This is a genomic window from Propionispora sp. 2/2-37, assembly GCF_001298735.1.
Lineage (GTDB): Bacteria > Bacillota > Negativicutes > Propionisporales > Propionisporaceae > Propionispora.
The window spans coordinates 107,975-134,719 of the sequence record NZ_CYSP01000006.1; the positions used below are offsets into that span (position 1 = coordinate 107,975).

24 protein-coding genes are annotated in these 26,745 nt (G+C 46.3%); 15 read left to right on the forward strand and 9 right to left on the reverse strand.

What is annotated here, in order from left to right:
• Window positions 1-21: 21 nt before the first annotated feature.
• The 14 genes from flgF to cooS all read left to right on the forward strand — a co-directional run bounded on the left by flgF (window position 22) and on the right by cooS (window position 14,586).
• Window positions 22-771 carry a flagellar basal-body rod protein FlgF gene (gene flgF, locus P22_RS07845; protein ID WP_054259678.1) on the forward strand — a complete coding sequence of 250 codons (750 nt, stop codon included), beginning with the start codon at window positions 22-24 and terminating at the stop codon, window positions 769-771.
• Between the two features lie 36 nt (window positions 772-807).
• Window positions 808-1,593, forward strand: coding sequence for a flagellar basal-body rod protein FlgG (gene flgG, locus P22_RS07850; protein ID WP_054259679.1), 786 nt, complete (start codon window positions 808-810; stop codon window positions 1,591-1,593).
• 12 nt (window positions 1,594-1,605) lie between these two features.
• A complete protein-coding gene (gene flgA, locus P22_RS07855; protein ID WP_054259680.1) occupies window positions 1,606-2,442 on the forward strand; it encodes a flagellar basal body P-ring formation chaperone FlgA in 837 nt (278 codons plus the stop codon).
• 58 nt (window positions 2,443-2,500) lie between these two features.
• Window positions 2,501-3,079, forward strand: a complete 579-nt coding sequence (locus tag P22_RS07860; protein ID WP_054259681.1) for a flagellar basal body L-ring protein FlgH — start codon at window positions 2,501-2,503, stop codon at window positions 3,077-3,079.
• A gap of 56 nt (window positions 3,080-3,135) precedes the next feature.
• Window positions 3,136-4,254: a flagellar basal body P-ring protein FlgI gene (locus P22_RS07865; RefSeq protein WP_054259682.1), complete on the forward strand. Its 1,119-nt coding sequence runs from the start codon at window positions 3,136-3,138 to the stop codon at window positions 4,252-4,254.
• Window positions 4,255-4,257: 3 nt separating this feature from the next.
• On the forward strand, window positions 4,258-4,689 hold the full coding sequence (locus P22_RS07870) for a rod-binding protein (RefSeq protein WP_235814588.1): 432 nt from the start codon (window positions 4,258-4,260) through the stop codon (window positions 4,687-4,689).
• A gap of 53 nt (window positions 4,690-4,742) precedes the next feature.
• Window positions 4,743-6,176 (forward strand): phosphodiester glycosidase family protein, encoded by a 1,434-nt coding sequence (locus P22_RS07875; RefSeq protein ID WP_054259684.1) that lies wholly within the window; start codon window positions 4,743-4,745, stop codon window positions 6,174-6,176.
• A 131-nt stretch (window positions 6,177-6,307) separates the two neighbouring features.
• A complete protein-coding gene (locus tag P22_RS07880) occupies window positions 6,308-6,619 on the forward strand; it encodes a biotin/lipoyl-containing protein (RefSeq protein WP_054259685.1) in 312 nt (103 codons plus the stop codon).
• Window positions 6,620-6,628: 9 nt separating this feature from the next.
• On the forward strand, window positions 6,629-8,467 hold the full coding sequence (locus tag P22_RS07885; protein ID WP_054259686.1) for a SpoIVB peptidase S55 domain-containing protein: 1,839 nt from the start codon (window positions 6,629-6,631) through the stop codon (window positions 8,465-8,467).
• 212 nt (window positions 8,468-8,679) lie between these two features.
• The gene (locus P22_RS07890; protein WP_054259687.1) at window positions 8,680-9,450 is read left to right on the forward strand and encodes an MlaE family ABC transporter permease; all 771 of its coding nucleotides are present in this window, start codon (window positions 8,680-8,682) and stop codon (window positions 9,448-9,450) included.
• Window positions 9,451-9,476: 26 nt separating this feature from the next.
• Window positions 9,477-10,238: an ABC transporter ATP-binding protein gene (locus P22_RS07895; protein ID WP_054259688.1), complete on the forward strand. Its 762-nt coding sequence runs from the start codon at window positions 9,477-9,479 to the stop codon at window positions 10,236-10,238.
• Complete coding sequence (locus P22_RS07900; RefSeq protein WP_054259689.1) at window positions 10,235-11,509, forward strand: MlaD family protein; 1,275 nt, start codon at window positions 10,235-10,237, stop codon at window positions 11,507-11,509. The genes P22_RS07895 and P22_RS07900 overlap by 4 nt, the downstream gene beginning before the upstream one ends.
• A gap of 49 nt (window positions 11,510-11,558) precedes the next feature.
• Window positions 11,559-12,308 carry an HD domain-containing protein gene (locus P22_RS07905; RefSeq protein ID WP_054259690.1) on the forward strand — a complete coding sequence of 250 codons (750 nt, stop codon included), beginning with the start codon at window positions 11,559-11,561 and terminating at the stop codon, window positions 12,306-12,308.
• 154 nt (window positions 12,309-12,462) lie between these two features.
• On the forward strand, window positions 12,463-14,586 hold the full coding sequence (gene cooS, locus P22_RS07910; protein ID WP_082378435.1) for an anaerobic carbon-monoxide dehydrogenase catalytic subunit: 2,124 nt from the start codon (window positions 12,463-12,465) through the stop codon (window positions 14,584-14,586).
• 46 nt (window positions 14,587-14,632) lie between these two features.
• Here cooS and P22_RS07915 read toward each other — a convergent pair whose 3' ends face one another.
• From P22_RS07915 to P22_RS07925, 3 genes are all read right to left on the reverse strand, one after another.
• Window positions 14,633-15,247 (reverse strand): NUDIX hydrolase, encoded by a 615-nt coding sequence (locus tag P22_RS07915; RefSeq protein WP_054259691.1) that lies wholly within the window; start codon window positions 15,245-15,247, stop codon window positions 14,633-14,635.
• Window positions 15,248-15,396: 149 nt separating this feature from the next.
• Entirely contained in the window at window positions 15,397-15,564 is a 168-nt protein-coding gene (locus P22_RS07920) for a DUF362 domain-containing protein (RefSeq protein WP_054259692.1), read from the reverse strand.
• 722 nt (window positions 15,565-16,286) lie between these two features.
• Window positions 16,287-17,582 carry an aspartate aminotransferase type Ic gene (locus P22_RS07925; RefSeq protein WP_054259693.1) on the reverse strand — a complete coding sequence of 432 codons (1,296 nt, stop codon included), beginning with the start codon at window positions 17,580-17,582 and terminating at the stop codon, window positions 16,287-16,289.
• A gap of 210 nt (window positions 17,583-17,792) precedes the next feature.
• Here P22_RS07925 and recQ point away from each other — a divergent pair, with 210 nt between their 5' ends.
• On the forward strand, window positions 17,793-19,922 hold the full coding sequence (recQ, locus tag P22_RS07930) for a DNA helicase RecQ (RefSeq protein ID WP_054259694.1): 2,130 nt from the start codon (window positions 17,793-17,795) through the stop codon (window positions 19,920-19,922).
• A gap of 60 nt (window positions 19,923-19,982) precedes the next feature.
• On the opposite strand, the gene P22_RS07935 is transcribed toward recQ, so the two are convergent.
• The 6 genes from P22_RS07935 to P22_RS07960 form a co-directional block, all read right to left on the reverse strand.
• A complete protein-coding gene (locus P22_RS07935; protein WP_054259695.1) occupies window positions 19,983-20,639 on the reverse strand; it encodes a potassium channel family protein in 657 nt (218 codons plus the stop codon).
• 9 nt (window positions 20,640-20,648) lie between these two features.
• Window positions 20,649-21,995: a TrkH family potassium uptake protein gene (locus P22_RS07940; RefSeq protein WP_054259696.1), complete on the reverse strand. Its 1,347-nt coding sequence runs from the start codon at window positions 21,993-21,995 to the stop codon at window positions 20,649-20,651.
• 155 nt (window positions 21,996-22,150) lie between these two features.
• A complete protein-coding gene (locus P22_RS07945; protein ID WP_054259697.1) occupies window positions 22,151-23,272 on the reverse strand; it encodes an amidohydrolase in 1,122 nt (373 codons plus the stop codon).
• 18 nt (window positions 23,273-23,290) lie between these two features.
• A complete protein-coding gene (locus tag P22_RS07950) occupies window positions 23,291-24,238 on the reverse strand; it encodes a S66 peptidase family protein (protein ID WP_235814589.1) in 948 nt (315 codons plus the stop codon).
• An 86-nt stretch (window positions 24,239-24,324) separates the two neighbouring features.
• Window positions 24,325-25,923 carry a peptide ABC transporter substrate-binding protein gene (locus tag P22_RS07955; RefSeq protein WP_216598054.1) on the reverse strand — a complete coding sequence of 533 codons (1,599 nt, stop codon included), beginning with the start codon at window positions 25,921-25,923 and terminating at the stop codon, window positions 24,325-24,327.
• A gap of 28 nt (window positions 25,924-25,951) precedes the next feature.
• Complete coding sequence (locus P22_RS07960; RefSeq protein ID WP_054259700.1) at window positions 25,952-26,734, reverse strand: serine hydrolase; 783 nt, start codon at window positions 26,732-26,734, stop codon at window positions 25,952-25,954.
• Window positions 26,735-26,745: the final 11 nt, after the last annotated feature.

Consider the following 26,745-nt stretch of genomic DNA (forward strand, 5'->3'; position numbering starts at 1 on the left):
AAAAAATGGGAGAGATGTTTTATGATTCGGGGAATTTACACGGCTGCGTCCGGAATGCTGGCTGAGTCGCTTCGTACGGATACGATCGCGAACAATCTGGCAAATGTCAATACGGCCGGCTATAAAAAGGATGTGGCGGTCAGCCAGGATTTTCGCAGTATGTATATTGAGCGTATTAATGATGGCCCGGAAACGCCGATCATTGGAAATATCGGCGTGGGTGCGCTGATTGAAGAAATCGCCACCATTCATACGGCCGGACCGATGCTCCATTCGGGGAATCATTTTGATCTGGCGATAAGCGGAGAAGGCTATTTTACAGTGGCGACGCCCAACGGTGTACGCTATACACGTAATGGTTCGTTCACGAGAAATGCCCAGGGGATATTGGTAACGCAGGAAGGTTATCCGGTAATGGGACAAAATGGCGGAACAATTCGTGTTGACGGACAAAAAGTGGTTATTTCGGGCGATGGTCAGGTGGCAGTGGATGGAATTAATGTCGGCGCTTTGCAAGTGGCGGCGTTTGATAATGAGAACCAACTGGTTAAAGAGGGCGCTACGCTGTATATCGCTCCTGATGGAGTGCAGGCGAGAGCGGCCGGTGGGCTTGTCTCGCAGGGTTATCTAGAACAATCCAATGTAAATACTGTGTCCGAGATGGTAAACATGATTGCCGGCTATCGTGCTTATGAGGCAAATTCTAAGGCGGTGCAGGCACAGGATCAGTTATTGGATAAAGCGGTAAATGAAGTTGGCAGAGTGAGTTGAAAATTTGATGAATGATGACGGGAGGAATGTTGTGTTATGATGCGTGCGCTTTGGACCGCCGGTACGGGTATGATTGCTCAACAGACTAATATTGATAATATCTCTAATAACCTGGCTAACGTAAGTACTACGGGGTTTAAAAAAAGCCGGATTGATTTTCAGGATTTGATGTATCAGACCGTTCGTCAGGCCGGTGCTACGTCGGGGGCGGATACACAGTTGCCTACCGGGCTGCAGGTCGGTTTGGGAGTACGGGAGGCTGCCATTCAGAAGGTTTATACGACGGGTAATTTGCAATCGACTGGTAACGATTTGGATATGGCACTTCGGGGAGATGGCTTTTTCCAGATTACCATGCCGGACGGTACGCTTGCTTATACCCGTGATGGCTCTTTCAAAAAAGACAACCAGGGTCGACTGGTCACTTCGGAAGGGTATCTGGTGGAACCTCAGATTACCATTCCGGAGGGAAGTACAGATCTTGCTGTGGCTGCTGACGGTACGGTCACCGTAACGAATGCAGACGGGGATATAGAGGATTTGGGACAGTTGGAAATAGCCCAGTTCATTAATGCTGCGGGGTTGGAAAGCATCGGAGGCAATTTACTTAAGGAAACCGAGGCATCCGGTGACCCGGTGGTAGTCGTTCCGGGAGAAGAAGGATCGGGAACTATCCTTCAAAAGTATGTGGAAATGTCCAATGTCCAGGTGGTAGAAGAAATGGTAAATATGATTGTTGCGCAGCGGGCTTATGAGGTGAATTCCAAGGCGGTAACAACGAGCGATGAAATGCTGGAGACGGCCAATAATCTTAAACGATAGGTGATTGAGGTCATGGCGCGAAAAGTTTGGTGGGTTCTTTGGCTGCTGATGATTACCTTTTCCGGTCAAGGGTTAACTGCGGATAAAAATAATACAGCTGCTCAGACGGTGTGGAAAGATACGCTGCATATTCAAGGACAGCCAAACCATGGACATATTTCGCAGTATCGTCAAAGCATGGCAAGTTCAGGAACACCGCAGGTGATTAGCGCGGACAGTTTGCAACGGGCGGCCATTGCGGAAATTAAAAACCGGACAGGTCTGGCATATGAGGATAACCGGCTGACGATTGCGCCGCTCAATTCACCGGGGGATGTCGTACTTCCGGCGGGAAGGGCCGACTTTTACATTGAATTTCCCTATGGTATTCGCTTCAATATACCGACAACTGCCTATGCGGTGATTAAACTGGACGGGCGGGTATACGCCAAAGCCAATCTCAAATTTGATGTACGTATGTTTCAGGATGTAGTTGTGGCCGCCCGCAGTATTGCCATTAATGAGGTCATTGCACCGGAAAGCATAAAATATGAACGCGTGGATATCGGACGGATGGCGCAGGGGTATATTACTGCAACGGACGAGGTTACGGGTATGCTGGCCCGCCGAGTGATTTCGCCGGGAACGCCGATCAATAAGTATATGCTGGACGAGCCGTTAGCCATCCGGCGTGGCGGATTGGTTACCATCATTGTCCGTATTGGTGATCTGGAAGTTACAACAGAAGGAGAAGCTTTGCAAAGCGGCAGCGTGGGGGACCTGATCCGGGTTCGCAACAGCACTTCCAAAAGAGTGGTTGCTGCCCGGATACTTGATGAGAAATCAGTATTAGTACCTGTTCACCAGTGATCTGGTAAGTGAAAGAAAGTGAGGTGACACGGTCGTGAGAATACATAGGATACACAGGATGGCAGTTTCCGTTTTGGTTTTCTTTTTCCTGCTGTTACCGGTGGCGACGGCTGTACGGGCAGAATCGTTATGGAGCGATAACAGTCAGGCTATGTCGCTATACAGTGACCGTAAGGCGCATGTAGTTGGGGATATTATTACCATTTTGATTAATGAAAGTTCCAGTGCCAGCCGGTCCGGCAGTTCCAGCAATTCAAAATCGGCGAGCACTAAGGTAAGTGCCGGAGTTGGACTATTTACTTTTCTAAATGATGCCAGTGCCGGAAGCTCCGATTCCTTTTCCTCTAAGGGGTCGATAACCAACAGTAATAAAGTTACGGGCAAGATCACCGTTCAGGTGATCGAGGTCCAGCCCAATGGAAATTTGGTTGTTTCGGGTACTCAGACGATTAAGCAAAATGGCGAACAACAGAAAATTACTATATCCGGTGTTGTCCGGACCGATGATGTAGCAGCTGATAATACAATTTCCTCTAATCTGGTTGCCAATGCCCAGCTTTATGTTGATGGAAAAGGACCAATTGCCGGAAAGCAGCGTCAGGGTATTATCACTCAGCTTTTAAATATCTTATTCTAATTGTGACAGGAAGCAGGCGAACAGGCCGTCTGTGCTTAAGAAAGGATTTTATGCCTATGCGTAAATTGATAGTTGCATCGGTTACTGCCCTTATGGTTTTCGGTATAATGACGCCCATTATGGCTGAAACTATGGGGGCGGTTACCCGGATTAAAGATGTGGCCAAGGTGCAGGGTGTTCGTGCCAATCAGTTGCAGGGGTATGGTCTGGTGGTTGGTTTGGCTAATACAGGAGATTCGGATACGAAAAGTATTCAGACTATGCAGTCCATTGCCAACATGTTAAAAACTTATGGCGTTACCGTGGCCAGTTCCGAATTAAAATCCAAGAATGTTGCCGCCGTCATTGTGACGGCCCAGCTGCCGCCTTTTGCCAAACCCGGTGACACGATTGATGTTACAGTGTCGTCCATTGGTGATGCTAAAAACCTGCAGGGAGGAGTTTTATTACAGACTCCCTTGCGGGCAGCTAACGGCTTGGTGTATGCGGTAGGACAGGGGCCGATTTCAACCGGCGGTTTTGTCGCCGGTAATGGCGGGAATAGTCAGCAGAAAAATTTTCCTACTGTTGCCAACCTGCCTAGTGGTGCTATTGTGGAACGTGATGTTCCGATGCAGTTCAGCAACAGCGGTAGTATTTCTCTCTCTCTGACCCAGCCTGATTTTACTACCGCCAATCGGATTAGCGAAGCGGTTAATTACCGCTTTGGCTCCATTGCTATGGCCCGTGATCCGGGGACAGTGGTCATCTCCGTCCCTATGGGGTACCAGGATAATGTCGTCGGTTTTGTGGCTTCGGTGGAAGAACTGCCAATCATAGCTGATAATATAGCCAAAATTGTTATTAATGAACGGACCGGTACGGTGGTTATGGGAGCCAATATTGCCGTTGATTCCGTAGCGGTAACTCAGGGTGGTTTAACTGTTAAAATCAGCCAGACTACGGATGTTTCGCAGCCTCCGCCTTTTTCCGGCGGCAGCACGACAACGACGACAAATACTAATGTCAATGTTCAGGAAGACGAAGCCCATACCATTGTATTGCCTTCTACGGCCAATGTCGGCGACGTGGTTAAAGCCTTGAATTCGGCCGGTGCCACACCGCGTGATATTATATCTATTTTGCAGGCCATTAAGGCAGCCGGAGCATTGCATGCTGACTTGCAGATGATGTAATGATTGACAACAAAGAAGAAATGGTCGGGTGAGGCTATGAATATCAACAGTGTCAGTGGCATCAGCAATGTCGGCACTGCAAATAGCTTTTCGGGTAAAGCCGGAGCTTTGCAGGCCGATACCAGCGGCAGTTTTGCTGAAAAGCTGGAGCAAGCGGAACGCAGTATTAATAAGACTCAGGACGCAGCTAAGTTAAAAAAGGTTTGCCAGGATATGGAAGCTGTTTTTTTGAACTTTATGATGAGCAAGATGCGGGAAACCGTTCCTAAAGATGGCTTATTAAAAGAAAGTAATGCGCAAGTGATTATGACTTCCATGCTGGATACGGAACTAACGAAAAATATGTCGCAGGCAGGCGGCATAGGATTAGCGGATTTGTTATATCGTCAGTTGTCCCAAGACAGGGAAGCAAATGGGGAAAGCCAGACGCCATAATGGCGCCTGGCTTTCCCACTTATTGTATAATCTGGAGGTATTGGAGAAAAATCATGAAACAGCTGTTTCGAATTGTAGTTTGTTTGTTGGTGTACATGTATATTTGCCTGTATTCCGGTAGTTTATATGCGGCTTCAACGGCTGCTGTCATACAAAACATGCGGGTTAGCCAATCAACGGAAAAAGTACGTATCGTTTTAGAAGTGGACAACCTTCCTGAATACAGCGTTCAGTTAGTCAACGAAAATCAGAAGGCAACAGATGTTGCATCGCATATTCTGATCAATATGCCAGGTACAGTAAATAAAAGTCAACTGCCTGCTTTACCGCAAAGTGATCCGGTTTTTAAAAGCCTGCGGCTTACGAATACAGGAGGGAAACTGACTGCGATTATTGATCTAAAGAAGTCTGCTGTCTATAAAGTCTTTACTTTGAAAGGTCCTAACCGTCTGGTTATTGACATCATCAAGGAGTATGACCATAAAATACAAAAACAAATAGCCCCGGGTTTATTATATACGTCAATACTGCGTGGCACGGCGGCAGGACCGGTTTTAGCGCATATTCTGGATATCAATCTGCAGGAAGGCTTACAGCTTCAGCCTTTGTTATCTAATGAAAAGGTAGCCGGTTTGGAAAGACTCTCAGCCATGAGTAGCCGGGCCGGAGTGCTGGCTGCCGTAAATGCACCTTATTTTGCCTTGGACGGAACCATTTTGGGTGTTACTAAAATTGACAATACGATTGTGAGCAGTCTTGCTATTTCCCGTACTGCATTCGGTATCTTCCCGGATGGTAAACTGCTCATCGGCGAGGTCCAATATCAGGGCAAAGTTGAATTGCCTGATGGACAAACACTGCCGATTACCGGTGTGAACTGTGAGCGGGGGACTGATGCACTGGTATTATATAATGAATATTACGATGTGACAACCGATACCAATCCCTTTGGCACGGAGTATATTGTGGAAGGAGATACGGTTACAGCAATCAATACCAGCAATAATTCGACTATTCCCAAGGGCGGTTTTGTCTTGTCGGCTCATGGTGCTGCTGCGCAGGCGCTGTCAAAACTGAATGTGGGTGATAAGGTAAAAGTCATGCAAACTCTAGGAACAGAATGGGATCAGGCAATCCATGTCATCGGAGCCGGGCCGCGGTTGGTTAAGGATAACAGTATTTCCATAACCAGTAAAATGGAGGCATTTGAAAGTGACGTGACTGCGGGCAGAGCACCGCGGACAGCAGTCGGTATAACGAAGAACGGGCATGTTTTATTGGTGGTTGTGGATGGACGTCAACAACATAGTATCGGATTTTCCCTATTGGAGTTAAGTGCGTTTATGCAGGAAATGGGGGCAGTACAGGCCATGAATTTTGATGGCGGCGGGTCCAGTGAAATGATTGTCCGGGGTGAAGTAGTCAATAAACCTTCCGACGGACGTGAGCGTTCTATCGGTGCCGGACTGGGTATTATTTCCCGGTAGTTTGCTAATTAACCATAATGCTGTATAATGATAATACATACATAAATAGAGTACCTGTTTACATTCTTGTAAAAATCAGAGAAATATTTTTGTGAGTACAAGTATTATGCTGAGAACAGGGGGAGAGTAGTATGCTTTACAAAAGAAAAGTCATCTTGGCTACGGTCATGCTATTGCTCGCTTTTGCTGTCTGGGTATCGGCAGCTAACCGTTTAATTGATCAAAAAAGTGTATTATCCGGAAAAGTATTGGCTAATCATTTAGTCGTTGCCGGGACTGCAGTCCGTGAAGGTGATATCCTGGTTATGGTTGACAGCATTACCGGTCCCGTTCCGGCTGTCCGTTCTACTACGGACGGTGTAGTCCGGGAGGTGCTGGTAAAACCGGGAGAAAGTATTCGTGCCGGAGAAGTGCTGGTTCGTATTGAATCAGTACGCAAGTAAACAGGAGGGATGATTTTTTTGCTAAATACATGGAAGCGGTGCTTGCTTCTTTTCATCATTATGATTTTTTTGCCATTTACAGCACAAGCTTACCCTTCGACCATGCCGATAGACCAAATTCAAAAGGGTATGAGGGGCATCGCGAAAACGGTAGTGTCCGGTACGACAATTGAGGATTTCAATGTAGAAGTTTTGGGCATTATGGCTCAGCCGGGGGCTTCCGGTAATTTGATTCTGGTAAAGACATCCGGAGATGTTATTGAACGTACAGGTGGAATTGTGCAGGGAATGAGCGGAAGCCCGGTCTATATAGACGGTAAACTGGTAGGTGCGATTGCCTATGGCTGGCCGCTTACCGATCATACTATCGGAATGGTTACGCCTATTGCCGATATGTTGAAATTATGGGATATATCCGATACCAAACCATCTATGGAAACTAAATTGCAAAATAACAGTACCTTACAGCCAAAGCCTATGGTTACTCCGTTGATGGTTTCCGGTTTCGGTGAGTCGGCTTTAAGCATGCTGAAAGAAAAATTGAGTCCTTTTCAATTAATGCCGTATGCCGTCGGCAATGTGCCGCAAAGTGAGGTGGCTCCTAATGCGGCTTTTGAGCCGGGCAGTGCTGCAGGTATCGAATTGGTCCGGGGGGATGTCAGCATTGGTGCCATTGGTACGGTAACCTATACGGAAGGCAATAAAGTCCTGGCTTTTGGCCATCCCTTCCTGCAAAAGGGAGGTGTATCCTATTTTATGACCAATGCTTCTATCTTTACGGTAGTTAATGGTTTAGAAAGCGGCTTTAAAGTAGGTACGACCGGTGACCTGGTCGGTATGGTTACTCAGGACCGCAAAGCCGGTATTGCCGGTGTGATAGGTCAATATCCATCCGTTATTCCGATACGGATAACAGTTAACGACGTCAATACGAATAAGATCCAGGATGATGCTGTCCAGGTGGTGCAAAATGAAGAATTAGCACCCATATTATCGGCAACTACCGCGTATAATGTTATTGAAAAGGCGATGGACCGGGTCGGGGCAGGCACGGCTAATGTAAGTTTTACGATAACAGCACGTAATATGCCCGGACAAACCTTACAGCGGGAAAATATGTTTTATAGTCCGGCCAATATTGGTGAAACAGCTGTTGGAGAGTTCTTTGAAGCGTTAAATCTCCTTATGAACAACCAGTTTAATCCGGTGGATATTATGGATGTAAAAGTAAAGGTGGAGGTCGACAAGGAACGGAAAACTGCTTCGATAGTCAGCGCGAAGGCCCAGGCCACAACAGCAAAACCAGGGGATACCGTTGCTATTAACGTTCAACTGAAACCTTTCCGTGGTGAACCAATCACCAGAACGGTTAACTTTACTGTTCCGCAGGAACAAGCACCAGGCCCGCTGCTGCTGGAAGTCCGCGGCGGCGGAATGGTTCCGCTGACGCAGCTATTATTAAGCCAGCAGGGAGTTGATGAGGCGCTCTTAAAGGGAATTAAGGCAAAAACAAAAACCAAATCCTTTGAGGATACGCTTAATAATTTTGTTTCGCGTGACCGCAATAATACGGTTGTCGTAGAGATCCTCGATACCCAGATGCCGGCAGGAGCAGGCGGGGAAGAAAAAACGGCGGAGAACAAGGCGGTCGATACAGAAGTTTTGCCACAATCTCAGGACGATGATACATCGCTGAAAGTGAAGAAAAAAAGGGAATTGACAATTGAAAATAAGGGTGAAGTCGCTACTGCTCAGGCAAAATACAAGGCTTTTATCACTACCGATTACATTGTCGATAATGACACACAGGTTTTGCTGAATGTAGAAGCGAAAGATACCAAGAAATAAGCAGAATGCACCTTGGCACAAGGTGCATTCCGCTTATTTAAACGGCAAGAAGGCATATAATGCTAGGGGAAGAAAGAGTTTCCGGCAGGGAAGTGACTTCTTGTATAGAATACTATTTATAGATAGAAATAAAGCTGTTTTTGTCTAAATGACGCATTTGAAATATACCTGTCCAGCGGGGAAATGGATATGACTTTGGTGAGGGATTACACATGAAGGCATTGTTAGAAGACATCGGACGAAACGTTATTGCCGGAATGGAAAGCGTCGGCAAAATCGTTTTGTTGTTGGGAGAAAGCATATATCATTTGCGCAGGCGGCCTAAGCCGGTTCATGTATTTCGTCAAATGTCGCATCTGGGCGTAGACTCGCTGCCTATTGTATTATTAACCATATTGTTTACAGGAATGGTCATGACATTGCAAAGTGCCAATGAGTTCATTAAGTATGGCGCCCAGTCTTCCGTTGGCGGTGTGGTTGCCATTGCAATGGGACGGGAACTGGCGCCGGTACTGACCGGGGTTGTTTTGGCCGGACGCGTAGGGGCGGCCATTACGGCGGAAATCGGCTCTATGAAAGTAACTGAACAAATTGATGCGTTGCGCGTTATGGCGGTTAATCCGGTGGCCTATCTTGTGGTGCCGAGGTTAGTTGCCTGTGTGATTATGACGCCGGTGCTGGTTATATTTGCCGATGTTATTGGAACGATTGGCGGTTATTTGGTCGCAACGCTGCATTCGGGGATTGGCTCGGTGACTTATTTGCACTCCATAAAAGTATTTGCGGTTGTCAATGATATCACCGGCGGTTTGGTAAAAGCTATGGCATTTGGCATGATTATTGCCATTGTTGGCTGCTATAAGGGACTGACTACCGCGCCGGGTGCTGAAGGGGTCGGACGGGCCACCACCGCTTCCGTAGTGACGTCAATTATTTTAATTTTTATCAGCAATTATTTCTTATCCATGATATTATTTCGTTAAGCCGGAGCATGATGAGAGGTGAAAAAGTGATCCAGTTAACTGCTGTTGATATGTCAATTCAGGGGAATAAGATATTGCAGGATATAAACCTTGAAATTTCTACCGGTGAAACGATGGTTATTATTGGGCCCAGCGGTTCCGGAAAAAGCACTTTGTTAAGGCTGATTGTCGGCTTGTTAAGGCCGACGTCGGGTGAAATCTGGATAAACGGAACTGAGATTACCGGGCTTTCCGAAAATGAATTAAATCAGATCCGGTTGCGGATGGGGATGGTGTTTCAGTATTCCGCCCTGTTTGATTCCATGACAGTGGGAGAAAATGTCGCTTTCGGATTACGTGAGCACACCAATTTGTCCGAAGAAGAAATTACAAAAGCTGTGCGCCGCAGGCTGCGCATGGTAGGGCTATTCGGCAAAGAAAATGTTATGCCGAATGAACTTTCCGGCGGTATGAAAAAACGTGTCAGTCTGGCCCGGGCGATTGCCGTGAATCCGGATATTATTCTTTATGATGAGCCGACAGCGGGCTTGGACCCGATTATGTCCAGCAAGATTGACCGCTTAATTTCCAGTACAAAGCGCATCATGGGAGTTACTTCTGTAGTGGTTACACATCACATGAGCAGTGCATTTAACATCGCTGACCGTATTGCCATGATTTACGGCGGGCGCATTATTGAGGTAGGTACCGTAGAAGAAATCAAACAATCGAATAATCCGTTGGTCCAGCAATTTGTTTACGGTTTCAGAACGCCTGGAACCACTGCCAGAAGGAGGATACAGTCGTGAATTTGAGTACAGAGGCAAAAGTAGGGGCAGTGACATTACTCGGGATGGCTTTGTTAGTATATATGATTCTTCATTTAGGGAATTTTTCCCTGAGGGAAGATGGGTATCCGCTGCAGGCGGTTTTTAGTCAAGTAAGTGGTTTAAAGCAGGGCAATGCAGTGCGCTATGCCGGAGTGGAAGTGGGTAAAGTTAAAGATATCAGAGTTAGCCCCGAAGGAGTACAGGTGCAGCTATTGATCCATTCGGGGGTGATTATCCCGGAAGGGTCCAGCTTTGTCATCGGGGCAGACGGTTTAATGGGAGAAAAATTTATTGAAATATACCCCAGTGCCAGCCCCAGGGCCCTGGAGCCCAATTCCATTGTACGCGGCGAGGAGCCCAAGGGATTGGACAACTTAATTGCCAATGCCGATAAGGTGTTAGGCGATGTGCAAAAGCTGGTGCAATCCTTAAATGATATTCTTGGCGATGAAAAGGTAAAAGCTTCGTTAAAAGAAAGCATGCTGAACGCCCGGGAAATAACGGCTAATTTAAATGCCTTGAGTGCCACGCTGGCCCGGATGGCAGAGAATAATGCAGCAGATGTGCATACTATGGTTACCAACCTGAAGGATATGTCCGGGAGTTTGAATATGGTTGCCGCCCGTGTGGATGGCCTGGTTGCCGACATCGATAATAACGGACAAACGGCAGGCGATCTGCGGGAGACACTGGCCAATATTAAAAGCACCAGTGCACGCATTGAAAATATGGCTGCTTCACTGGAGGGGGTTGTCACCGATCCGCAAACTGGTGAAAACCTTAAACAAACATTAAAAAATACCCGGGAAGCCAGTGAAAAGGCGAATAAGATGCTTAGCAAAGTCGATTCTTTGAATGCGGAAACCGGTTTTGAAGTGTTATATAATCCAGATACCTCGAATTACCAGAGTAATGCCGATATTAAGATCAACACTTCACCGACTGATTTTGCCGTCATTGGAGTTCATGGTATTGGTGAAGAGAATAAAGGGAATTTTCAGATAGGAAAAGGCAATGAGTCTTTTGCCGGGAGGGCCGGTATTGTGGAAGGCAAAGTCGGGGTAGGCTTGGATGCCAAAATTAACAGCCAAATGCGGATGTCGCTGGATGTGTATGATCCCAATGATGTACGGGTTAAACTCAGAACACAGTATCAGATTGCTCCGGATACTTTTCTGGTGGGGCAGACCGAGAGTTTAAATAGAAATCCGGAGGACAATACTTATTTTGGAGTGAGACACAGCTTTTAAGCACTGCACCAACGGGAATTGCAGTAGCTTTTTGACGGGAAGTGAAATAATGATGATTGACGTGCAAGCGCTATACGCCTGGTTTTCTCAATATGTACATTCCTACTATAATCAGGACCCGGATATTCAGTTTCATATCCGGCAAAAGGAAGAACATACCTTACGTGTGGTGGATTACTGCCGTAAACTGGCTCAATATCTGCAACTGAATGGACGGCAGCGAACGTTGGCAGAGCTGGTAGGTTTGTTTCATGATGTCGGGCGTTTTAAGCAGTACACAGAATATCAAACCTTTGATGACAGAAAGTCCGTAAATCATGCAGAATTAGGGTTGGCAGAGATTTCCGGCCTACCGGAGTTAACGGTATTGTCAAGCGAAGAACGGGAAATTTTCGATTTTGCCATTCGCAATCATAATGCCATGCAAATAGCCCCGGTACCCGATACGCAATATGAAATATTTGCTAAATTGATTCGTGATGCTGACAAACTGGATATTTATTATGTATTATCTCCTTTTTTACAACCACCTACGCCCGAGGGATATACCAAGTTGTTTATCGAGGATTTGCTGAACGGGAAGCAGTCCAGCTTTGCCAATATCAGGACACCGGATGACAGTAAGTTGGTACGGTTGAATTGGGTTTATGATGTCAATTATTGCTGGACGTTAAGAGCGATCAGGGAGAAGAGCTATGTCGAGGAGATATTGTCCTATTTGCCGAAAAATCAGGAAATTGAAGCTGCAGGTCAGCGCCTGCTGGCCTATATGGATCAGCGAATATCATCGGGGAAATAACTGAGTGCAGCCGGTATGCGGACCGGCTGTTTTTTGTTTTAAGGCAGAGAAGAACGAAAAAATGATGATTTTGGCATTCAACTTATAAAAATAGCCGGATAGTCTCACAATATATAGAGAAAGCGACTATTTACTTTATAGGAGGAAAAGCTAGATGAAGGAAGACAACAAGCTGATCAAGAGTTCCGATCCTGTCAGTGGCAGCGATGTAGAATCAATTGCAAGCCGGGGTGATGCCAGCGGTACCAATCACCCAGGTGAACATTTTGATATTCATCACAACAGCAAAAAATATTTTGATATACAAAAGTCACCTTCTTCGATAGAAGCGGTACATAAATGGCAGCGCGAACATATTCAGGTGCATGACCAGAGTAAGGATGGTTTCCCGTTAAACGTAATTGTAGACCCGGCCATGCGGGAGATGTATCAGCATGTGCATGCACAAGGCTTAACCAATGTCTTTGATCGGTTTGAACAACAGGAAAAGATTCGTTGTAATTTTTGTCAGCAGGGCTTATCCTGTCAGTTATGTGCCAATGGACCCTGCCGTATCAATGCCAAAGTGCCGCGGGGAAATTGTGGTGTAGATGCTCATGTCATGGTGGCCCGCAACTTTGTTTACCGTCATGTGACGATTGGCACCTCAGCAAATATTTTTCACGCCCAGCAGGCGGCCCGTACTCTCAAGGCGGCTGCTGAGCACCCGCAAAGCGGTTTAAAAATACGCGATCGAGAAAAACTTCTGCACTATGCTAATCTGGCCGGTTTGTCCAGCCATGGCGATGATAATCAGGTTGCTGTTGCGTTTGCAACCTGGGTGCTGGAAGATATGGGACGCCCTTACTGGGAAGAATCAAAAATGACACAGGTCTTTGCCCCGGCCAAACGGCAGCAATTGTGGCGTAAACTTAATCTTTTCCCCGGCGGAGGGTTTAGTGAAGTGGCACTGGCACAAACCAAATGCATGACCAATCTGAATGCCGATCCGGTCGACTTTTTACTGACTGCGGTCCGGCTGGGCATTGCTAATGAATACCAGGGGTTGTTTGCCTTAGATATCTTGCAGGAGATTTTGATGGGAACGCAAAAAATCCGGACTGCCAGGCAGAACATGGGGCTGTTAAAAAAAAATATGGTCAATATCATTACAAATGGCCATATGCCATTAACCGCTCATGTGGTAATTGAGCAGGCCTCCAGAACGGAGTGGCAGGAAAAGGCCAAACAGGCCGGAGCAGAAGGGATACAGGTTTTGGGTCACGTTTGTGAGGGACAGCAGCTCCTAAACTACCAGCATACCGGTGAAATGAGCGCCTATGCCGGTCAGGAGGGGGAGTGGCTGTCGGAAGAATATTTACTGGCTACCGGAGCGGTTGACCTCTTTATGTTTGACTATAACTGCACCATACCTACCTTGCCGTTGTATGCAAAACGTTTTGGAACCACAATGGTCAGCACGCATGAAGTCATTCGCATGCCGGATACGGCTGTGATTGAATTTAATCCGCAAGAAATGCGCAAGCAAGCTGATACCATTCTGGATATGGCCATTGCTGCCTATAGAAAGCGGCGGCAAGAAAGCAGAGAAGTGTATATCCCGCCGCATATTTCGGACTGTATGGTTGGTTTTAGCACAGAATCGGTTAAAGCGGCTTTGGGAGGTTCATGGAAACCTTTGATTGATGCCCTTGTGGCGGGGAAAATCCGTGGCATTGCTACCATTGTCGGGTGCACTACCGCCAGATATGGACAGGGTGGCAGCAATATTTTCCGGATAACCAAGGGTTTGATTAAAAACGATATTTTAATTTTATCAGGCGGGTGCACTTCATCGGTTATGCAGTATACCGGGCTGGCTGATCCTAAAGCGGCGGAAGAATGTGGTCCCGGACTGAAAGAAATATGTAAAGCATTGGGTATTCCACCGGTACTATCGTATGGTGCTTGCGTGGATATTGGGAAAATGACGCAGACTGCCAAAGAAATAGCTGAGGCCTTAGAAGTGGATACCAATCAATTGCCCTTGGTTATCGGGGCACCAGAATATCTGGAGCAGAAAGCGGTTGCCGATGCCTGCACGGCCATCGCTCTGGGGTGGCTGGTGCATGTGGCGCCGGTTCCTTCCGTTACAGGCAGTGATGTTGTAATCAAAACGCTGACAGAAACAACAGAAACTCTCGGATTAGGAAAACTGACTGTGGAAACCAGTGCGGACAAGACCGTTCAAATTTATATTGATCATATTGAAAAAAAACGACAGGAACTCGGAATTTAGAAACGGAAAAGGAAACCACTTCATATAGCGGTTTCCTTTTTTCTACCTAATCAAACACGATTTCTTTATCTTTATTCTCCCGGAAGGCAAATAACATTTTAATTTGGTCCTCCGTATTGCGGCTGACTGATAATTTCGGCAGTTGGTCAAGCGGGAAATAATCAACGGCACTTGTTTCCATGCCTGGAGTCAGTGTGCCGCTGACCGGCTCACAAAGAAAAAACATTTTATAAATATAATGAATATCCGGCGGGTGCGCATGCCGCTGCTTATCCAATACGGCCAGCAGTTTGGCAGCTCTAACGTGGAGACCGGCCTCCTCACGTACTTCTTTCACTACGACCTCGCTTGGAGTAAAACCGATATCGGCCCAGCCACCGGGCAACGACCAGCAACCGTCGATGGTTTCTTTAACTAATAAGATTTTATTTTCTTTAAAAATAACGCCCCGAACATCTACCTTAGGAGTGGCATAACCATGCTCATGGATAAAAATATTTTGAATCTGTGTAATGCTTTTGCCGATTAAATCAGCCAGCATTTTTTCACTGATTTCTTTTAATTCCTCAAAACGTTCCAGATCATATTTATTTTGGGAATAGGTTAAGCCGTTTTGCGCAATGGATTGTAAACGTTGGATATAGGAAAGCCAGTGTTCCATAATCTGTCCCTTTCTTTAGCTAGGATAAACTTGGGTAAGTTTCGTTATTATTGTATCAGAGAGTAGGGCGTTAGTCTACTTATTAGCTATATAACAAGGCAGCTATCACCGAGGTAATAGCTGCTTCATACCGTGTTGCTTTGAGTTTCTTATTCACCGGGGCTGATGGCTCCAACCGGACAAACTGAAGCACAGGAGCCGCAGTCAATACAGTTTTCGTCGATATTGTATTGAGTGTCTCCTTCGGAAATTGCATTGACCGGGCAGGTGGAAGCGCATGCGCCGCATTTAATACATTCACTGTTAATTTTATACATGATGTCACCTCCTTATAGCTCACTTACATTATAACTAAAAGATAAACTTATAATGTGATGCATATCACATTTTTCGGTATTGCCGTTAAAAAGCAAACCGCCAAACTATGGACATAGCTTATATGTATATATTTCACAGCATGGATATAAAATCCTTTTTACATATTTCTCATTCAAAAGAAAATATCATATTTTTTGCTCTGATGCCCTAGCGGATTAGCAAAACTTTTCGTTCACCGGCAATAAAATACGGCCGTTTTTTCATTTTGCAGATGATAGGAGACAGTGAATGTGATAATTTCAGATAATCCTGCATGCTTTTCAAATTATCCTGCTTATCCAATAAGCTTACAATGCAAAGCTGCGCGCAATTGCTTTTAAGCATTTACTGATTTCTAGATAACGACTCATACCTGCACAGTATCACCTTTTTTCACATTTGTAGTGAAGAGATATTAGTGAAACCCGGTAGATTAGTTTTGGACGTAAACATATATTGATTTCATTCTTAGCCGCTGCCAGCATATGCCCCTGCCTACGTAATTTATTATACTCCTTTGCTATTTTTATATTAATATATTATATTACGAAGAAGGATTAGCTTTACAAGTTTTTCCGGACAATTGATTGGTAGTGAAAGGCAGCGTGTTTATAATACCGTGGAGCCGCAACGGAAGGGATATAAAGAGATCCTGCATTTTGGCAGGTTCTCTTTATATCCCTCAAGGAAGAAGTCCTCTTCTTTGTAATTCCTGTTCGGTACTGACCAGCTGGACACAGAGAACGAATAACTCCATGGCTTGTTGTAATTCCGGCAGAGGTGGCAGTGTAGGTGCAATACGGATATTTTTGTCTTCAGGATCCCTGCCGTAAGGATAAGTTGAGCCGGCAGCAGTAAGGGTGACACCAGCTTGGGCTGCTTTGGCCACTACCTTCCGAGCACAGCCGGGAAGGGTATCAAAACTGATAAAATAGCCACCGTTGGGTTTACTCCAGCGAGCGATATGTTTGCTTCCCAGATGAGTTTCTAGCAGAGAAAATACCAAATCGAATTTTGGCTTAATGATGGCAGCATGACGGCGCATTTGACTTTCTACTCCCGCCAGATCTTTAAAGAAACGGATGTGACGCAATTGATTAAGTTTATCGGGTCCGATGGTCTGCTGCAGCATTTGTTTTTTCAGCCAGTTGATATTGGCTTCACTGGCGCCAACCATAGCAATTCCCGCGCCAGGGAAGCTGACTTTAGAGGTTGAAGCAAACATAAACACCCGGTCGGGATGACCGGCTTGTTTACAGGCTGTCAGGATATTCAGCAAATGATCCGGAGTATCAGTGAGATGGTGTATGGCATAGGCATTATCCCAGAAGATTCGAAAATCACCGGCTTTTGCCGGCATGGCAGCCAAGCGCTTCACAACGCTGTCAGAATAAGTTATTCCGGTGGGATTGCTGTATTTGGGAACACACCAGATCCCTTTGATGCTTTCATCTTGTGCTACCAATTTTTCTACCTGGTCCATGTCCGGACCAGCGGATTGATAATGGATGGTGATCATTTCAATTCCAAGATATTCACAGATACCAAAATGGCGGTCATAACCAGGGCTGGGACAGAGAAATTTTATTTTAGGATAGTTTTTCCAGGCAGTTTGGCTATCCGGGAACCCGTGCAAGATGGCGCGGACGATCAAGTCGTGCATTAATGCCAAACTGGAGTTGCCGCTGACAATGATTTCACTGGTTGTGGTTTCTAATATCCGGGAACATAATTCTTTAGCTTCAGGGATACCGTCAACACCGCCATAATTACGGCAGTCAATACCGTCGGCCGACCGGTAATCAGTTGGTTGTAAACAGTCAATTAGGCCGGAAGACAGATCTAATTGTTCAGCACAGGGTTTTCCCCGTGACATATCCAGTTTTAATTTTTTATCCTGAAAATTCCGGTAGTTTTGGGATAATGTGGCATAATGTTCTTGCAGTTCGGCATCAGCCATCATTTCCAATTGGGTCATTTTACATCGCGCTCCTTTTTATCCTTTTCCATTATACGCGACTTAACGAAATTCAGGCAACAGGTAGAGCTGAAAAAAATCAAGTATCTTGTATTCACCACACAAAAAGCGCAATGCGGAAAGGCACCTTCGAAGATGGGGAAGCTGCAGGATTTTAATAATCGCATTTCGAATGTAATATAGTAGTATAATTTGACAGAGGAGAGCAATATGTTAACTCAGGCACGGAATATATTGCAACAGTATTACGGATATCCGGAGTTTCGTCCGGGACAGGCCGATATCATTGACAGCTTATTGCGCGGGAGGGATACCTTGGCGATTATGCCGACAGGTGCAGGAAAATCGCTATGTTTTCAAATTCCGGCTTTATTATTTTCGGGAATTACAGTGGTCATTTCCCCATTGATTTCCTTAATGAAAGATCAGGTGGATTCTCTTTCCTCCCTGGGCATCGCGGCTGCTTTTATTAACAGTTCGTTGTCGGCAGGAGAGGTGAATGAGCGACTATATCAGGTTAGGCAAAAAAGGTATAAGATACTGTATATCGCACCGGAACGCTTGGCGTCCGAGTCTTTTCAGAAGACGCTTTACTCTTTGCCCATCTCGCTGATTGCCGTTGATGAGGCACATTGTGTTTCTCAGTGGGGGCATGATTTTCGTCCCAGCTACCGCATGATCAGCAGTTTTATTTCCGGGTTGCCTAACCGTCCAGTTGTCGGTGCCTTTACGGCTACGGCTACGGAGCAGGTAAAAAGAGATATTGTCGATCTGATGGAATTACAAAGTCCCGCTTTATTTTTTACGGGCTTTGACCGGCCAAACCTTTCATTTACTGTGCTAAAAGGAGAAAATAAGCAGCAGTTTATCAGCCGATATATTGCGCAGCACCCCGGACAGTCGGGCATTATTTATGCGGCTACGCGTAATGAAGTGGAGAATATCTGTGATTTTCTTAATAAAAGCGGTTATCACGCCGGAAAATACCATGCCGGTTTACCGGATGAAGAGCGAAAACGCAGTCAGGAATTGTTTATTCATGATGATATCCGCATTATGGTTGCAACCAATGCGTTTGGTATGGGAATTGACAAACCGGATGTACGTTATGTAATCCACTATAATATGCCGAAAAACATGGAATCTTATTATCAGGAAGCCGGCAGGGCCGGACGGGACGGCGACGAGGCAGAGTGCGTTTTGTTGTTTGGGGCTCAGGACCCTCTTTTGCAAAAATATTTAATTGAACAATCCGTTGAGGATCAGGAGCGAAAACATGCGGAATTTGGCAAGCTGCAATCCATGGTAGACTATTGCCATACCCCGGAATGCCTGCGCGGCTATATTTTGAAGTATTTTGGCGATAAACCCGTTGGAGCGGAATGCGGCCATTGCGGGAACTGCAACAGCGATATGGAAATGACGAATATTACCATTGAAGCGCAAAAGATATTTTCTTGTGTGTTAAGGGTTAAAGAACGTTTTGGAATATCCTTGATTGCCGATGTGCTGAAAGGCGCTAAAAATAAAAAGGTCATACAGCAGCGGGGCGATACTCTTTCCGTCTACGGGATTATGAAGGAATATTCTCTGCAGGATATCAAGGACATGATCAACCGGCTTATTGCTACTGAATATCTGTATTTGACGGAGAGTCAGTATCCTGTGGTTAAAATGACGGGTAAAGGTTTAACTGTTTTGCAACACCGGGAAGAAGTATGGCAAAAGGTTCCCCGTCAATCGAGGGAGAAAATTGTGGAAGATGCACTGTTTACAGCTCTGCGTAAATTACGCAAAAAGCTAGCCGATCAGGATAAAGTACCGCCATATGTAGTATTTGCCGATAGTACGCTCAGGGAGATGAGTGCGAAGATTCCGCTTGATGAAGCAGGATTACGGGCGATTAAAGGAGTCGGAGAAACCAAGCTGGAACGTTATGGACAAGCATTTTTGCAGGTAATACGGGAATATGCCGACGAACATGGGCTGCCGTTGCAAGCTTCTTCGGCAATACAGCCTGTGGCGGCAATACCGAAGAAAGAAATACCCAGCCATGAAATCACGCTGCAATTGTATCAAAGAGGGTGTTCGTTGGAGGAAATTGCTCAAGAACGGAATTTAAAAGTCATAACAGTGCAGGACCATCTTGTACGCTGCAGCCGGGAGGGGCATGTTGTAAACTGGGATCCCTTGATTCCTTCGCAGCAAGAAGAATTAGTATTGAAGGCCATTCAACAATTGGGCACAGACAGGCTAAAACCGCTCAAAGAAGCACTTCCGGACGAGATTGATTATACTACCATCAAAGCGGTAATCTGTAAGCATTGCGGTCAGATATAACAAGGCCCTTCCCGATTTCAGCATAGCCGGGAAGGGCCTTGCATTAACAGCTGTGTTGGTTTATTGATTTTCCAATTCATGGATATCCTTATTATCACCCATGACAATAAGGATGTCTTTTTCCAGGATCATATCATTGGCCATTGGAGTAGCAATAATTTTATTGTTGCGCTTAATGGCCAATACATTAATTCTATATTTGGCGCGAAGGTTAGCTTCCAGCAGAGTTTTGTTGATAACTTTAGCAGGGGCGGTAATTTCCAGGATGCTGATTTCCGGTGAAAGTTCGATAAAATCCAGAATGGTAGTGGATACAAGACTGTGCGCAACACGCTGTCCCATTTCCCGTTCGGGATAGACCACGCGGTCTGCCCCGATTTTTTCCAGCATGCGGCCGTGTAAATGGTTTTGCGCTTTGGCAACAACATATTTAATCCCTAATTCTTTTACTAATAGGGTTGTCATTACATTATCTTGCAGATCACCGCCAATCGCGATGATAACACAGTCAAAATTTCGTATACCAATTGCTTTTAGGACACTTTCGTCGGTGGAATCCCCTTGGATTACATGGGTAAACGAATCACTGTATTTTTGCACTTTACTTTCATCTTTGTCCAATGCCAGGACTTCATGCCCTAATTTTTCCAGAGTGGACGCCAGGCTGGTGCCAAAACGCCCCAGGCCGATTACTGCGAATTGTCTGATTTGGCTCATATATATCACCTAACCTATGATGATTTTTCCATTAGGATATTTGATCAAGTGGTTTTTTGAACGGAGTACTATGGCCAGCGCCAAAGTGACAGGACCAACCCTGCCGGCAAACATAGCTATCATAAGACCAAGTTTTCCGGTTACGGTCAATGATGGTGTGATTCCAGTTGTCAAGCCCACTGTGCCAAAGGCTGAGACCACTTCAAACAGGATGTGAAGAAAAGGAACGGATTCGCTGATACTGAGGAGCATAGTAATGCAAACAATGAAAATGCCGGAGATAAAAATAATAGCAAAGGCTTTATAGATAACGGAGGGCGGAATTTGGCGTTCAAAAGCAACTGTCTGCTCCTTGCCGGTTAGTAAGGACCAAACGGCGACAATAACCACACCGAATGTTGTGGTTTTGATGCCGCCGCCTGTTGATCCGGGAGAGGCTCCGACAAACATGAGTATAATGGTGACAAACAGGGACGCATGAGTCATGCCGGCAATATCTATCGTGTTATAACCCGCTGTTCGGGGAGTGATGGATTGAAACAGGCTGGCTAATAGTTTATTGCCTGTACTTAACTCTCCCAGCGTAACCGGATTGTTAAATTCCAGCAGCAAGATAGACAGAAAGCCTGTAACTAAGAGAGCCGCATTGGTCACTAACACGATTTTAGTATGAAATTGCAGTTTATAAAAAGATTGGAAGCGCCACAAATCAGCTAAAACACCAAAACCCAGCCCGCCCAGCAGAATTAAGAGCATAATGGTGATATTAACCGTTACATCGTCCACGTAGCCTGTAAGACTTCGAAAATTGCCAAACAGGTCAAAGCCGGCATTGCAAAAAGCGGAGATGGCATGCCAGTAGCCGTAGTAGATGCCCTGTAGGCCAAATTCCGGATACCAGTTAATGGCTAGCAAGGTGCCGCCGATAAATTCAATTAATAATGTAATTTTTACTACGTAGAGTGTCAGGCGAACGACACCGGCAAGAGAAAGTTGATTTAAGGCTTCCTGCATGATAATACGTTCTTTGAGATGGATCTTCTTTCCAATTAATAAGGAAAGCAGGGTGGTTACCGTCATAATGCCGAGGGCCCCGAGCTGGATGAGCAATAAAATGATGATTTGGCCAAACAAGGTAAAATGTGTACCGGTATCGACAACAACCAAACCAGTAACACATACAGCCGAAGTGGCGGTGAAAAGTGCATCCAGAAAGCTTAACGGCTGACCGGTAGAAGCAACCGGAAGCATTAAAAGAAAGGCGCCGAGCAAAATCAGTCCGAAAAAACCGGAAACCAGAATCTGATAAGAGGTTAAGCGGAATTGATTCGCACTTAGTATGGAGTATTTGGGCATTTTAAACCTATCTCCTAAAATACAAATTAATTAATAGAAAATAGTATAGAATTTTCTATTTGTCCAACGCTTGGAATAGTGTATCACAAATGGAGAGGAAAGTCGACAGATATGTAGCTTCTATCATCTTTTTAGAGACGATAACTTATGTCACTTTATTCTAGAAGATCAATAGCTGTCATGGCCATGGCTTTGGCGCCGACCAGGATGCGCTCCTGAGCATAGGGAGAACCGGCAGCCGCGGCAAATTCCGGCGTGTGCGCGGAAAGCTGACTGCCGATGGCGATGTCCGGATGGAGCGTGGGGGTAGCGTGGCTGACATTGCCGACATCCGTAGAACCGTCAGCATCGTTGTTCTTTAACAACGTAACCGGTTCCTGGAGAAGAGCCATATTATTTTGAAAAAACCGCATAAGCTTTTTATCATTAATTAACTCTTTAAACAGCGGTTCATAATGAATGGTAGCCACTCTGGTACCGGTGGATAGGGCGACCCCCTCGGCCAAGCGGCGGACAGCCGGCAGGACTGTTTCCTCTAGATATTGAGCAGATAAGGCCCGGATGGTAAATTTCGCTTCGGCTTCGGCAGGGACTATGTTGGGTACAGTTCCCCCTTTGGTGATGATTCCTGCCAGAATGGTTTCCTGAGTAAAGGTCTGGCCCAGCAGCTTCATGCCGTTATAAAACATCAGCAAGGCATCCAACGCATTATTTCCTTTATCGGTTTTACTGGCAACGTGCGCCGGACGGCCGTGAAAAGTTACCTTTAACGGGTGAGTGGCATAGGAGGAGCCGCCCAGTGTATTCCTGTCTGCCGGATGGACGATCAGTGCTGCGGTTAATTCGTTAAACACGCCGTCTTGTGCCATGCTGACTTTGGCGCCGCTTGTTTCTTCCGCCGGGCAGCCAATCAGATAAGAAACGGCATTCTCTTGAGCGACGGCGGCAAAAGCAACTGCTGCTCCGAAACTCATGGCGGCAATTAAATTGTGGCCGCAGGCGTGCCCTAGTTCCGGTAGAGCGTCGTATTCGGCTAAAAAGGCAATTTTAGGACCGTTGCTTCCCTTCCTGGCAATAAAAGCCGTTTCATAACCGCTGATGTTTTGGCTTACTGTGAAGCCATGTTGTTTGATCGCGTTGATCAGACGGCCGGACGCCAGGTATTCCTGCTGTCCCAGTTCCGGATTTTGGTGTAAAAACAGGCTGATGCCGCTGAGCGTTGGTGCCAGTTGATCAATAATGGAGATCACTTGCTGTTTTAACAGTTGTTTATTCATTAGATGTCCCCCTTTCCTTCAATCACTTGTGCCTGTTTCCGTTACTATCAGCCCGTTTTGTTCCGTATCCAGTATAGCGCTGACTCCCAGCGGAAGAGTCACTTTATCTTCCGTATGGCCGAAATATAATTGATAAAGGACCGGAAGATTAAGGCCGGACAGTCGGTCTCTCAGTACTTCTTCCACGGTAAAACTGGGCGGAGTGGCTTCGCTGTCGCAGTGAGCGCATACGTCGAAGACAATGCCGGCAGCCTGCTGAAGTTTTCCGGCCAGCAAGAGTTGAGTCAACAGACGGTCAATACGGTAGGGGGCTTCAGAGACTTCTTCCAGACAAAGGATCTTGCCGTACGTATCGATTTCATAAGGAGTCCCCAAAGTCGCGGCAACTAAGGTTAGGTTACCGCCGGTTAGACGCCCGGAGGCCTGCCCGGGAGAAATGCAAACGCTCGACAGGGCTGAAACCGGATTTTTTACCGGTCCTAAGGGTGTATTTTGCAGTATAGCCCGTGAAAAATAATCCCAGGTATATTCAGACAGCCCCTTACTCATATCGGAGGAAACCATCGGGCCATGAAAGGTGACAAGCCCTGTCCGCTGTCCGATATTGATATGCAGTGCTGTTATGTCACTGTAGCCGATAAAGACCTTGGGATGGGAGCGAATTAATTCATAATCGATTTTTTCTAAGAGACGCATGGTTCCATAGCCGCCACGCAGGCAGATGATGCCGTCGATAGCAGGGGAAGCAAACATGTCATTGATGTCTCTGGCGCGAAGAGCATCCGCACCGGATAAATACCCTGCGGTTTGGTTAACCGATATACCGGTTTTTACTGTAAACCCACGTTCTTCCAGCCAGGCAATTCCCGCGGCCGCCTGATCGGTATCGCCAGGGCTGGCAGGAGCAATAACACCGATCGTGGCTCCGGAGGAAAGCCGTTTGGGTTTAATTGGGGCTAAATTCATGATGATAACCACTCCTTGTATAACCAAAGGGATATGCGTACATAAGAACGTCATACCCCTTAGAAAATTTGTGCAATCGATAAATATTATTTTTCTATATACGCTGTTTTAAAGTCAGCCAATCCCAGGACGGACCAGAAAAATCCCTTCACATAAGGCTTGGCGACATAAGGCTGTGTAGTATAGTAAATCGGAATGAGCACGGCATCGTCAAACAAGATTTTTTCAGCATCGTGCATGGTCTGCATCCGGATTTTTTGATCATTGGTGGATTGGGCCTGTTCCAATAGCTTGTTATAAGCCGGATTATTGTAGTTTGCATCATTATCAGGGTCCTTAAATACGTCCAGAAAGGTCATAGGATCAGCATAATCGCCGGTCCAGGAGGCTCTGGCCACCTGAAACTGGCCTTGATTGCGTGCTGTTAAAAATACCTTGGACTCCTGGTTTGCCAGGTTTACGGTTACGCCCAGGTTTTGCTTCCACATTTCCTGAATGGCTTCGGCAATGGATTTATGTAATTCGCTGGTATTGAACAAAATGGTTATCGGCGGCAGTCCCCTGCCGTCGGGGAAACCTGCTTCCGTCAGCAGTTTTTTGGCCTGCTCGGCGTTTTCCACAGCGAAATTGCCGCCTTCTTCGCGAAAATCCTTACCGCTTACCGGATTGATCAGTCCCGGTGCAACCCAGGAATACGCCGGTTGCTTGCCGCCCTTGACCACATTCTTTATCAGTTCTTCCCGGTTGATGGCCATTGCGAAAGCCTGGCGTACTTTGGGATTGTCAAAAGGGGCTGCCTGTGTGTTAAATACATAGTAGTAACTGCCGAGAAACGGAGAGATGGTGAGAAGACCTTCTTGCTGCAGGCGGTCATGTTCCACTACCGGCGGTTCGACCATCATATCGGCCTGATTATTTTCCACCATGGACAACCTGGTTGACTGGGAATCGCTGATGGGCCATTCCATTTTGGCCAGTTTAACGGCGGCAGCATCCCAATACGTATCACTTTTCGCAAAGTCGATCTGTCCGTTATGCACCCAGTTGCTAATTTTGAAGGGGCCATTACCAATGAGTGTGGCTACGTCTGCTGCCCAGCCATCCGGATTGGCTGTTACGGTTTTTTCCGGGACCGGGTAGAAGGCATGGAAGGCTGTTAAGTTCAAAAAGTAAGCGGTTGGTTTTTCCAGGGTTACTTCCAGTGTATGCTCATCAATCGCTTTTACACCCACCGCATTAGCAGTAACTTTTCTTTCGTTATAGGCTTGTGCATTTTTCAGAGGGAACAGCATATAGGCGTTTTCCGAGGCGAAGTCGGGATTTAAGGCCCGTTTCCAGGCAAATTCGAAATCGCGGGCAGTGACCGGTTCGCCATTCGACCATTTGGCATTAGAGCGTAAATGAAAGATATATTTCAGTCCGTCGGAAGAAATATCCCAGCTCTCTGCCACACCCGGAACCGGTTGATCCTTAGCATCCAAACGGGCCAGTCCCTCAAAAATCTGCAGTTCGACTAAAGATTCCGGGATAGCCGTAGATTTGGCCGGATCCAGGGAAGACGGTTCGGCTTCAAGGGCATATTTGAGTATTTGTTCACTGCTGCCGGTTGTCTGGCCACAGCCGGAGGCTAATGTTAACAGCATAGCAGCAGTCAACAGGAGCAGCAAGAGATTTTTGTAGGACATCATGAATTCCTCCTAGATTCATCGAATTTTACATTCCGACAAGATGTTCATAAATGGCTTTGCCGATACCGGCAGCTAACTGAATTCCTTCATAATTGGCGGTCAGATTGCCTGTTAAAACACAAACGATGTAAGGTCCGTCTGGAAAATACAGTATGCCGGCATCGTGCTCGACACCATGTAACGTTCCGGTCTTATTGGCAATTTCGAACTCTTCCGGCAGATAAAAGGGCAGTTTATCACGCACTTGCTGGCGTTTTAGGATGCCCAGCATTATGTCGGCATAACCTTGCGGTAAACCACGGCCCTGGTAGACGGCTTCAAGCATCAAGGCCATATCTGCAGCCGTCGTTTCATTTTCATTGCCGGCCTTTGCAGCGGCAAAATCCATCATATGTCTGCGCAGGAAGGTAGAACACAGCCCCAGATTGGTGCTGGTCCGGTTTACGGCTTCCATGCCGACTAGGTCAATCAGAAGGTTTGTTGCGGTATTGTCACTGATGATAATCATCAGTGTAACCAGTTCTCGGATGGTCATAGCTATACCCGGCCGCAGTTCATGCAAAATACCGGCTCCGCCAACGCGGGCAGCAGCGGTAACCAGCAGGGTGTCGTCAAGCGACAGTGCACCGGCAGCCGCCTGGCGCATGACTTCAAACATAATTGGGAGCTTAATCATGCTGGCGGAAGGGAAAACCCTGTCCGGTTCTATGGACAGGCTTTCTCCTGTATTGATGTTTTTTACTAGTATTCCCCAATTTCCGGTATAAGGAGCTGTCATTTGCTCTATTTTTTTTCGTAATGCTTCCATGAGTTCCTCCT

Coding starts and splice junctions, on each gene's coding strand:
- P22_RS07955 (WP_216598054.1), bottom strand. CDS start 25,923: ATGTCCTACAAAAATCTCTTGCTGCTCCTGTTGACTGCTGCTATGCTG.
- P22_RS07950 (WP_235814589.1), bottom strand. CDS start 24,238: ATGAATTTAGCCCCAATTAAACCCAAACGGCTTTCCTCCGGAGCCACG.
- flgF (WP_054259678.1), top strand. CDS start 22: ATGATTCGGGGAATTTACACGGCTGCGTCCGGAATGCTGGCTGAGTCG.
- flgA (WP_054259680.1), top strand. CDS start 1,606: ATGGCGCGAAAAGTTTGGTGGGTTCTTTGGCTGCTGATGATTACCTTT.
- P22_RS07890 (WP_054259687.1), top strand. CDS start 8,680: ATGAAGGCATTGTTAGAAGACATCGGACGAAACGTTATTGCCGGAATG.
- cooS (WP_082378435.1), top strand. CDS start 12,463: ATGAAGGAAGACAACAAGCTGATCAAGAGTTCCGATCCTGTCAGTGGC.
- P22_RS07860 (WP_054259681.1), top strand. CDS start 2,501: ATGGCAGTTTCCGTTTTGGTTTTCTTTTTCCTGCTGTTACCGGTGGCG.
- P22_RS07945 (WP_054259697.1), bottom strand. CDS start 23,272: ATGAATAAACAACTGTTAAAACAGCAAGTGATCTCCATTATTGATCAA.
- P22_RS07960 (WP_054259700.1), bottom strand. CDS start 26,734: ATGGAAGCATTACGAAAAAAAATAGAGCAAATGACAGCTCCTTATACC.
- recQ (WP_054259694.1), top strand. CDS start 17,793: ATGTTAACTCAGGCACGGAATATATTGCAACAGTATTACGGATATCCG.
- P22_RS07885 (WP_054259686.1), top strand. CDS start 6,629: ATGATTTTTTTGCTAAATACATGGAAGCGGTGCTTGCTTCTTTTCATC.
- P22_RS07940 (WP_054259696.1), bottom strand. CDS start 21,995: ATGCCCAAATACTCCATACTAAGTGCGAATCAATTCCGCTTAACCTCT.
- P22_RS07915 (WP_054259691.1), bottom strand. CDS start 15,247: ATGGAACACTGGCTTTCCTATATCCAACGTTTACAATCCATTGCGCAA.
- P22_RS07935 (WP_054259695.1), bottom strand. CDS start 20,639: ATGAGCCAAATCAGACAATTCGCAGTAATCGGCCTGGGGCGTTTTGGC.
- P22_RS07875 (WP_054259684.1), top strand. CDS start 4,743: ATGAAACAGCTGTTTCGAATTGTAGTTTGTTTGTTGGTGTACATGTAT.
- P22_RS07880 (WP_054259685.1), top strand. CDS start 6,308: ATGCTTTACAAAAGAAAAGTCATCTTGGCTACGGTCATGCTATTGCTC.
- P22_RS07920 (WP_054259692.1), bottom strand. CDS start 15,564: ATGTATAAAATTAACAGTGAATGTATTAAATGCGGCGCATGCGCTTCC.
- P22_RS07865 (WP_054259682.1), top strand. CDS start 3,136: ATGCGTAAATTGATAGTTGCATCGGTTACTGCCCTTATGGTTTTCGGT.
- flgG (WP_054259679.1), top strand. CDS start 808: ATGATGCGTGCGCTTTGGACCGCCGGTACGGGTATGATTGCTCAACAG.
- P22_RS07925 (WP_054259693.1), bottom strand. CDS start 17,582: ATGACCCAATTGGAAATGATGGCTGATGCCGAACTGCAAGAACATTAT.
- P22_RS07905 (WP_054259690.1), top strand. CDS start 11,559: ATGATGATTGACGTGCAAGCGCTATACGCCTGGTTTTCTCAATATGTA.